Here is a 5,866-nt window from a genome sequence, read left to right on the forward strand (position 1 = left end):
TCTGGGCAATACCACCACACTTCTTCTTCGGCTTCGGTGGCGGTGGCGGGCTCGGTACTGTCGGCTGGGGATTCCCAATCGCCTCTCCCGGGTTATAAGGCCGGAACGTCTCACTGTTGTTGTGGATGTTGGTGACCTTGTTCGGAACCGTTAATACCTGTCCCGCAGTTAACTTGTCCGTCGCACTCAAGCCATTGACGTCAGCCAGCATGTACCACATCGATGCATCACCCCAAACCGATAAGGCAATGCTTTGTAAGGTATCTCCGTTATTCACCACATAACTGGTCGATGCACTCGATGGATACTGCGCATTAATCGGCTCAAAGTTCTGGTCAAAGTCCGCCGATGAAATCGGTTTAAAGTCTTTGGCCTGAGTAGCTGTCGCACGGTTGCTTTGCAGGTTCTGTACGTAGTCCTCACGCGATGGACCATCGTTACTCAAGTCACCGACACGTTGTCCGTTCACATAGTAGAAGTTACGATAGCGGTTCATGGTGTTATTGATCAGCTCGTTTCGCTGTAACACCATTCCTTGTGAGTTATTAATATACGTCGCTGCACGTTTATTCTGTGCATTCTTGTCATCAACAAAACCGCTTAGGTGACCGTTGATGTTATAGCTCAGGCTGGTTTCACCTTTTAAGCTGTCCACCGTCGTGGTGATTTTGCTTTGCTTGGCACTGTCCCACCATTCATAAGCATATTGAGTGGTCTGGATGGAACCTGAAGTCGGTGTCATCACCGTCTTGTCGAGGGTCGCCTTATCTGCAAGGTAGGTATATTTCGTTGTACCCGCACCAGTACCACCTTCTTTTTTCTGCTCGATAATCTGGTTATCTTTGCTATAGGTAGTCGTGGTGGTTTGATAGACCGTCGTACTGTTTTCATTGTTATCAGTATATTTGGTTACCCGGCCCAAGGCATCGTTATAACGGGTAGATACCGTATATTGGGTACCTAGAGTACCCGTGCTTGAGTAATCTGCATTCTTCACCGTCTCAAGGTAGCCATCAGTGGTATAGCTATAGCTTTCTTTATGCGCCTTGGTCGAGTTCAGTGCATCTTTACCATAGTCTGCTGTCAGGCGCTGGCCCAGCTTGTCATAGCTGATGGCAATACCGGTATTACCACGTTCTACTTTCTTCGCTGTACTATTGAGTACCCCCATACTCACTGTAAAGCGGTTCATGCTGTCATAGCTGTACCAGAAATCCTGAATCTTCGGTGCAGCATTTACAGCATCACGGTAGTTCGCCAGCATATGCACGATGTTGCCATTACCATCATATTCATAATGAATATTGAAGGACTGGTCCTGCACACTGATCTTGCGGTTTAAGCTATCGTAGTTAATCAAGGCATTCTGGAATACCCGTGGCTCACCCACCTTACCATTGAGTTCCTGATAGCGTTCTTCAATCCGGTTACCGTTGTTGTCGTAGCGATAAGAGGTTAACAGGTTGAGTGCAGTATCACGGATTTCCTTGATCGAACCGTTGCTGTAGTAGCTATATTCAATGCTCTGGCCCTGGCTATTGATTTGTTTGGTCAGCCAGCCCCCTGCATTATAAGTATAGGTAAAGACATGAGCACCCTTGTCAGTATGCTTGATGGTCCGGCCAAAGTAGTCCTGTTCATCCACCAGAGTTTTACCGAGTCCATCTGTTTCCGTGCGTTTAATGCCACCCTTACTGCTGTTTAGATTGCTAATGCTTGCATCGTAAACATAATCGACTTTGGTGGTCACCCCTTCAGCAGTTTTACTCTGCACCACACGGCCTAAGGCATCATAATCTGTGGTGGTGGTATTCTTCAGTGCATTGGTTGCACTCAGACGATTCCCCAGCTCATCGTAGGTGAAGGTGTCGATGAGGCTGGTTTGTACTCCACCCGAAGTAATGTGCGTCGCACCTACTGTCCCCGCGGTTCGTGCTGCACGGGTAATCTGGATCAGGTTGCCATTGATATCATAGCTATAACCCGTTTTAACGCCCAGTGCATTGGACTGTTCAATCAGGTTGCCATAGACATCATATAAATTACTGACCTCACCAGTATCGGCATGGGTTTCTTTCTCAACCAGCCAATCCCCTGTTTCAAGGTTACGCCCGTTTAAGTAGCTTTGCTTGTTGATATTGCCATTGGCATCTTTACTGGTCAGTAAGCGGCCACTTAAGTCATAGCCATATTCAAGGGTTGGGGTACCTTGTGTAACCGTACCATCTGACTTACGGATATCCACTGTAGGGAGAACCTTCTTGGTCAGTTTACCCATGGGGTTGTAGCTCAGGCTACTGGTATTACCATTCCCATCCGTTTCACTGATGATTTCACCAAAGGCATTGTAGGCCTGTGATTTAACAATCTGGCTGGCACGGTCACCGGATCCGTTAATCACCCACTTGTTTTGCTGGCTACTACCATTACCCTTACTGTCAATGCTGAGCTTACCCGGTACAAAGGCAATTACCTTGCCTGCACTGTCATAGAGCTGGTAGAAGTACTCATAGTTTTCAAAGCCTGACTTGGGTACCAGATCATTTAAGTTCCAGCGATAGATGCCATTTGAAGAAGTGATACTGACTTTCTGGAACTGGTTACTGCTGGCCCAGTAAGCATCGCTGTTAATATCGGCACTGACCAGATCGGAAACAAAGTTGCCGCTCGCATCAACCTGACGTTTACGGTAGAACAACTCCATCTTACTACCGTTGTTCTGGGCAGGCTGGAAGTCAAGCCAGCTGTCATTCAGCTGGTTGGTGTGTTGGCCTGAACCAGCACCCACGCCTACATTGACATAGCCTGTGGCACGGTTAAGCAGTTTGCCGTTTGCATCGGTGGTTTCATAGCTATAGTAAACTGTGGTACTGCCTAACAGGTTCTGTTCAGCAAGATCGGTGGCATCCAGAATGGCTTTACCATCACTTCCTACGGTTAATACTGCAGTTTTATTAAGCAAACCTGCGGCTGTACCATATTTAACGGTCACTTTACTGCTGCCAGTAGGCTGGCCTGCCAAGGTAATCTGGTTCTGTACAAAAGATTTAGGAATATAGCTCAGGACTTTAGGCTGACTACCCAAACGCAATTTACCGATGATACTGCCCGATGGCGTGGTTTGGGTGGTGCCATTAAATGAATCTAACTGAAACTCGTAGTCCCCATCTCGACCTTGATTTCCATTCCAGCTAAACCAATCCGAAGTTCCTGTTAAAGCAAATTGTTCCCAGACAGCCGTGCCGACTTTTCGGATTTTTAATTTTGCAGAGGTGGATGCACTGGTCACCGGTTTAAACTGGTCCATAAACTGGACATCAGTACCACTAAATAAAATAAAGCCATCTCCACCATAATTGAGTGGAGTGGTATTTACCTGCATACCAGCGCTGTTAAATTCAATAGTACCCTGCTGGCGGTTGACAATATCTTTACCCGCTAAAGCCACATACTGGATTTCATATTTCTTAGTGATATCTAAAACTGAATTAAAGTTGATATCAAATGTACCTGCAATGGGTTGTCCATAAACATCCATTAAAAGTTTTGCATCTATCTTTGTATAAACACTATTACTTCCTAGCTCTCGATAATATGCACTTAATTGTGTTGTTTCTGCTGGTTGATTCATTAAAAGAATATTAGTAAAGCTAGGTACAAAAATTTTACTAGAATAATTATAAATAACTTTATATGGTTGTGGTCCTTGTGGCCCCGCTTCTAACGTAGAATCAAATGAACCTGAACCACTACCAATTTCTATAAAACTGGCTCCTTCCATAATAGCTAATTTTAAATTGATATTATTTTTCCCCGGAAGAAAATAAGGTGAAATCTTGACTGATGTAATATTGGAATCAGTAGAAATAGAAAACTCCTTCTGTGAAATTCTGTCACTATTATTTATTATTAAAACAAACTTGTTATTTCCAAAATTTTTTAACCAGCTATTATCAAACCTGAAATCCAGAAAAAGGGGCTGATCCACCCGAACTCCAGCAACCTCAAAGCTAGTTGAAACTGTTTGAGACTTCGTAAATATTGTTCTTACCGTATCCTGTTTATTATTGACTGTTTCTTGCTTGTCTACATAAACACTCGGTAAATCTGTAGCAGCCAGTGCCTTTTGGATGATCGTAGCCTGATTCAGTGCGGTATTAATAACCCCCTGTCCACCGCCTAAGATGTCTCCCTTGGCGTTATAGGCCAGATATTGATAGTCATATAACTTGTTATTCTCTAAAGTATTTAACCCGGCTGTGTACCACCCAGCGGTATTATTATATAACGCTGCACTACTGGTTAAGGTGCTCCACTGGCTTGCCCCAGCCACCTTGTATTTCACCTCAACCCGACTGGTCCCGGTCGGGATATTCTTCATCATTAAATGACTATAATTATTTAAGCTCCCTTCTTGATTTACCCTTTGCTCCTCAAACTCAAACAGATCTCCTACTTTAGAGTAGTGCATTGGTGGTAAATCACCATGACCATAATCAATATAGGTTTGTCTATTACTACTAGGTAAACTATTAGTTTTACTCATAACCAACTCGGTAGTAGTCACCGAGGTTCGTTTATAAATCTTGACGGTATAAGTTTTTCCACTCAAGAACTTATCGGTATTGTTATCCAGCGCAATCTCGACCAGACTGCTGCCTGCTGCAACACTCTTTTTATACACCTGCCCATCAATGCTTAACTCAACCTCAAAGTCCCCATCCCCAAAGCCTTTTAACTGTGATGGAAGAGCAACTTGAATCTTCTTAAAAGTGACTCCTTCTTCATAGTTAAATGTATATTTTTTGATTACGGCATCAAAAAATTGAAAAGTTTCTTCTTTTCTCTCTATAACTTTCTGTGCTTTATTGCCTATCACCGTAATCGGTAGTTTATAGTCATTAAATACATCAACTGCCACCACGCCCATGGTGTTCGCCACACTGTTCCCTGTGGCCGTGGCAGCCGGATTGGCACTTACTGTTCCCCCCGAGAATACATCCACCACATTTACAGAGCGCTTGATCGCCCCTGTGCCACTGTCCAGTACCTTACCTGTCGCATCACTACTGCTGTAACTATAGCTATAGTCGATATTGGCCTGAATCGCCCCGATATCCAGCACGAACTGACCTGCCGTGGTGGTTGCCTGCATATCCACGGTGAGGGTATTACTCGCGGTAGCCGTACTGCCCTTTGGCCAGTACTTGATCATCACCCGCTTCGCCTGGGCATTGGCCTGAATGCTCAGCTTCTGGGTCTCGGCATTAAAGCTCAACTTGCTGGCACTGTCGGTCAGGCTCACCGTTGACTTGTCCACCGTCCGTGAAATCGTCTGGTTAAACAGGTTTAAACTGGTGTCCAGCTTGTCCTGGTTAAACTTCGGCTCCCGCACCTCAATCACCTGGTTACGCTTGTCATATACCGTTTCGGTATAGCTGACCCCGGTCAAATCCTTAAGCTGATCGGCACTCTTTGCGCTAATGCCTGTCCCCGTGGTATCCAGCTGCAAGGTCGCATTGCCATTGCGGTCATATAAGTAATAACGGGTCACGCCATTATTGGCATTGCTCTTCCACACCTTGCCCTGATTGTTATATTCGGTCACTTCCTGCCACGAGTCCGTGCTCTTGGTGGTACTGTCAGTCTTGACCAGACGTTTGCCGGTAATCTCACCAAACACGTTATAGCGGGTTTCACGTTCCTCCAGGGTCTTCCAGCTGATCGCAGTCGCACCGGTCGGAATGACGCCCTCATTGGTCTGGCGGGTAATCTCCTTACCCATCAGGTTATATTCAATCAGTGTTTCATCATACTTGGTGATGCCATCGTTGGCCTTACGGCTATTGCTGGTCCAGGTGCGGTT

1 protein-coding gene is annotated in these 5,866 nt (G+C 45.4%); it reads right to left on the reverse strand.

All coding sequences use genetic code 11. The features are described from left to right. The coding region (locus J663_RS19670) for a LysM peptidoglycan-binding domain-containing protein (RefSeq protein ID WP_033851409.1) at positions 1 to 5,866 on the reverse strand (5,866 nt) is incomplete at both ends.

This window comes from Acinetobacter sp. 826659, from assembly GCF_000588515.1.
Classification (GTDB): domain Bacteria; phylum Pseudomonadota; class Gammaproteobacteria; order Pseudomonadales; family Moraxellaceae; genus Acinetobacter; species Acinetobacter pittii.